The organism is Actinoalloteichus spitiensis RMV-1378 (genome assembly GCF_000239155.1).
Lineage (GTDB): Bacteria > Actinomycetota > Actinomycetes > Mycobacteriales > Pseudonocardiaceae > Actinoalloteichus_B > Actinoalloteichus_B spitiensis.
In genome coordinates, this window is record NZ_AGVX02000138.1 from 1 (window position 1) to 4,364 (window position 4,364).

At 72.6% G+C, this 4,364-nt stretch carries 3 protein-coding genes and 1 riboswitch; all 3 genes read left to right on the forward strand.

The window, feature by feature from the left end:
• The first annotated feature begins 382 nt into the window (after positions 1-382).
• A riboswitch (FMN riboswitch) is annotated at positions 383-525 on the forward strand.
• Positions 526-600: 75 nt separating this feature from the next.
• Positions 601-1,239 (forward strand): nicotinamide mononucleotide transporter family protein, encoded by a 639-nt coding sequence (locus ACTIDRAF_RS0207505; RefSeq protein WP_016698105.1) that lies wholly within the window; start codon positions 601-603, stop codon positions 1,237-1,239.
• A gap of 258 nt (positions 1,240-1,497) precedes the next feature.
• Complete coding sequence (locus ACTIDRAF_RS0207510; protein WP_016698106.1) at positions 1,498-2,844, forward strand: M14 family metallopeptidase; 1,347 nt, start codon at positions 1,498-1,500, stop codon at positions 2,842-2,844.
• A gap of 145 nt (positions 2,845-2,989) precedes the next feature.
• On the forward strand, positions 2,990-4,321 hold the full coding sequence (mgtE, locus tag ACTIDRAF_RS0207515; RefSeq protein ID WP_016698107.1) for a magnesium transporter: 1,332 nt from the start codon (positions 2,990-2,992) through the stop codon (positions 4,319-4,321).
• Positions 4,322-4,364: the final 43 nt, after the last annotated feature.

The following is a 4,364-nucleotide window of genomic DNA, read 5'->3' on the forward strand; positions in this document are numbered from 1 at the left end:
TGGGCGGGGGAGGGGTGGCCGGGAAGTGGGGTGGCGGTGGGCCGGCTCGCGGAGCGCGGCGCCAGGGGCGGCGGCCCAGGGGAACGCGGGGCGGCGCCTCCGCCCCGTCCACCTCGCGGGCGCGTGGTGGCGCGCTGACCGGGTGCTGGGTTTCTCCTGGCGTGCCCGAACTGGTCCGCTCCCGGCGTCGGCCCTCGCCACGGGGCGGGCCCGCCACGGGACCGCCCCGGCACGTCGTCCTCGCTGGTGGCGGGCCGGAGGCTGGCCGCGGAGCTCGTCGTCCTGGTCATCCCGGTCACCGGGTGGCCCGCCGGGCGGTGGTCGCTGTCACCGCCGGTCCTGGAATATCCGGGGCGGGGCACGGGTTCGAGAAGCCGAGCAGAGTGCGCTCCGGGGCTCGGTGGAATTCCGAACCGGCGGTGAGAGTCCGCGACCCGGCATCGTCGTGCGACCAGCACGGGATGCCGGTTGATCCGGTGGAATTCCGGGACCGACGGTGACAGTCCGGATGGGAGGCAGCGCACGCGGGCGGGTGTCGCCGTGTCGTCGGCGTGCCCGCGTCGCGTCGTGCCGGCCGCCGGAGACGGCCGAGGAGGACGCGTGAACGTTCTGGTGGAACCCCAGCTGACGCTGTTCGGGCAGCAGGTCTCGTGGGCGGAGCTGATCGGGCAGTTGTGCGCGCTGGCGGTGGTGTACCTGGCGCAGCGGCGGACGTTGTGGACCTGGCCGGTCCAGGTGGCGGCCACGGTGCTGCTCTTCAGCGTCTACCTGTCGGCGCAGCTCGGCGGCCTCGCCGTGCGGCAGGTGGTCATCCTGCTGATCTCGGTCTACGGCTGGTGGGCGTGGACCAGGCGCAGGGACCCGGTCTACGGCGTGACCGTCCGCTCGGCGACCGGCGCGGAGCGGGTCGTACTGGTCGCCGCGATGGTCGGCGGCACGGCCGCCGTCGCGTTGCTGCTCGACGCGCTCGACGCCTCGTGGGCACCCTGGCCCGACGCGTGGATCTTCGTGGGCACCGTGGTGGCGTTCGCCGCGCAGGGCCGGGGGCTCACCGAGTTCTGGCTGGTCTGGTTGGCGGTCGACGCGGTCGGCGTCCCGCTCCAGTTCGCCTCGGGGCTCTGGTTCAGCGCGTTGGTCTACGTGGTCTTCGCGGTGCTGGTCGTCCACGGTTGGCTGAGCTGGCGGCGCAGCGCGTCCGCGATGGAGCGGAACGCGGCCTCGCCGGCGGCGTCCGGTTGAGGTTCCCGCCGGCGCGCCGGACGCGCGAGGGAGCCCGGCACCGCCCGTGGCGGACGGGGTGGGGTCCTCCCGCTGGTGGTGTCCGCCGGGCTGACGGCACCACCGACCCCACCTGAGGTGTGATGCCGATCTCACCCGGGCGGCGGGCGGTGGGCCAGGCACAGCGTGAGGTTCGCGTCAAGTCTTGACCCGAACCCCGGGGTTTGGTGGCTTTGCTCCGTGATCGTCGCAGCGCGATCACGGAGAGGAGAGCACATCGTGCGGACCCCGAACCGAAGAACTCGAACCCGTTCCCTCAGCGCCACCGTGGCGGTGGCGGCCACCCTCGCCCTGCTCGGTGCCGGCCCGGCGGTCGCCCAGGACGCCAGTGGTGACACCGGTGCGCAGGGCACGCCCCGCACCGGCTTCGAACTGTCCGGCGGCGAACGGTGGACCACCCTCGACGAGGAGACGGCCTTCCTCGACACCGTCGTCGCCACCAGCGACCGCGCCGAGATGGACGTCCTGGCGACGACGGAACAGGGCCGCCCGATCCGCCTCGTCCGCATCGGGGACCCGGTGCCCGAGGCGGGCCGGGGTGGCACCCGGGGGCGGGTGTCCGTACTCCTGCTCTGCCTCCAGCACGGCAACGAGCCCTCCGGGCGGGAGGCCTGCCTGACGACGGTCCGGGACCTCGCCCTCAGCGACGACCCGGCCGTCGAACGGCTGCTGAGCACCGCCTCCGTCCTGGTGATGCCCACCGCGAACCCTGACGGCCGCGCCGCCAACACCCGGGGGAACGGCGACGGCGTCGACATCAACCGCGATCACCTGGCCCTGGAGACCGGGGAGGCGCGCACCATCGCGGCCGTCCTGCGGGACCACCAGCCGGACATCGTGTACGACCTCCACGAGTACGGCCCCACCCCGCCCTACTACGACCGGGACTTCCTCTCCCTGTGGCCCCGCAACCTCAACGCCCACCCTGACCTGCGGGCACTCGCCGAGGAGCTGTCCGAGGACTACGTCCGCCCCCGGGTGGAGACCGACGGGTTCTCCAGCGGCGTCTACGGCCTGTGGACCGACCCGGAGACCGGCGAGCCGATCCGGCAGGTCGCCGGCGACGGCCAGGAACGGATCCTGCGCAACGCGGCGGGGGTGAAGAACGCCGTCGGCCTGCTCGTGGAGACCCGGACCAGGGCCTTGACCGAGGAGGAGCTGGCCGACCCGGCCCTGAACAACCGACGACGCGTCGACTCCCAACTGTCCGGGATCGAGGGCGCCTTCGACTTCGTCGTGGAACGGGGTGCCCGAGCGGCCGCGACGGTGAGCATGGCGCGTAACCTGGGCATCGCCAACCGAGGCCCGGTCTACTTCGGTGGTGCGGACAACGAGGAACCCGCGCCGGAGGAGATCGAGCGCGACCGCATCTGTGGGTACCGGCTCACCTCGGAACAGCTCGCTGAACACGGTGAGGTGCTCCACATCCACGGCCTCCGGGTCCGGCAGGACGCGGACGGCGCGGTGGTTCCGCTCGCACAGCAACTCCGGAATCTCGTTCCGCTGCTGCTCGACGAGCGTGCCGACTTCTCTCTCACCGTGGGAGAACCCCTGAGTCGCTGCTGACGGCACCACCTCGGCGGACGATGACGCCTGCCGGTCGGGAGCCCCGACGTGCTCCCGGCCGGCGCGCCACGCCTCGCGGCCCGGTTGGCGGGACGACGGCCAGTACGGCAGGAGACTGGCCCTGGGGCACACGGGAGGCGAGATCGTGACCGACGAGCAGCTGCGTGACTTTCTCGACCGACAGGACCTGGTCGGACTCCAGCGGTGGTTGCAGGAGCAACCCCCGCACGAGATCGCGGCCGAGCTGTCCAGGCTGGACACCGCCGAGATGGCGGTTCCGTTCCGGCTGCTGGACAAGAAACGTGCCCTCGACGTCTTCGAGGAACTCGATCCCGTCCACCAGCAGGAGGTCCTCACCGGGCTGCGGGACAGCGCCGCCCGCGAGCTGGTGGAGGGGATGGACCCCGACGACCGCGCCCGCCTGATCGACGAGGTGCCGGCGAAGGTCGCGAAGAAGGTCCTCGCCGGTCTCAGCTTCCGCGAGCGGCAGATGACGGCGGCCCTGCTCGGCTACCCCGAGGACTCGGTGGGCCGGGTGATGACCCCGGAGGTCGTCGCGCTGCACCGCACCCTCGACGTGTCCGAGGCGCTGCGCGTCGTCCGGACCAAGGGCCGCTCGGCGGAGACCGTCTACACGCTGCCGGTGGTGGACGACGGCCGGTACCTCGTCGGCGTCATCTCGCTGCGCACCCTGGTCACCGGCCACCCCGAGCAGCGGATCGACGACCTCACCGACGTGGAGGTGCCCACCGCCGCCGCCACCGACGAGGCCGAGGCCGCCGCCCGGCTGATGCAGGAGGCGAACCTGCTGGCCCTGCCCGTGGTGGACAGCGAGAACCGCCTGCTGGGCCTGCTCACCTTCGACGACGCGCTGGAGGTCATCGAGGCGGCCGACACCGAGGACGTCGAGCGGCAGGCCGGTGCCAGCCCGCTGGGCCAGCCCTACCTGTCGGCCAGCGTCGTCAAACTCGCCCGGTCCCGGGTCGTGTGGCTGCTGTTGCTCATCGTGGCGGCGACCCTCACCGTCAACGTCCTGCAGTACTTCGAGGACAACCTCGCCGAGGTCACCGCGCTGGCCCTGTTCATCCCGCTCATCACCGGCACCGGCGGCAACGCGGGCTCCCAGTCGGCGACCTCGATCGTCCGGGCGATCGCCGTCGGCGACGTGCGGCTGGGCGACCTGCCGAAGGTGGTGTGGCGGGAGGGCCGGGTGGGCCTGCTCCTGGGCATCGCGCTCGCCCTCATCGGTCTGCTGATCGGCGGGTTGCTCGTGGGCTTCGACCTCGCCGGGGTCGTCGCGGTGTCCCTGGTGGTGGTGTGCACGTGGGCGGCGATCGTGGGCGGGAGCATGCCGCTGGTCGCGAAGAAGCTCGGGGTGGATCCGGCGGTGGTCAGCGCCCCGATGGTCACCACCCTGGTCGACGCGACCGGGCTGATCATCTACTTCATGACCGCGCGTCTGGTGCTGGGGCTCTGACGGCGGCGGCCGGGTCCCCGCGACGGGGACCCGGAACCGCCTC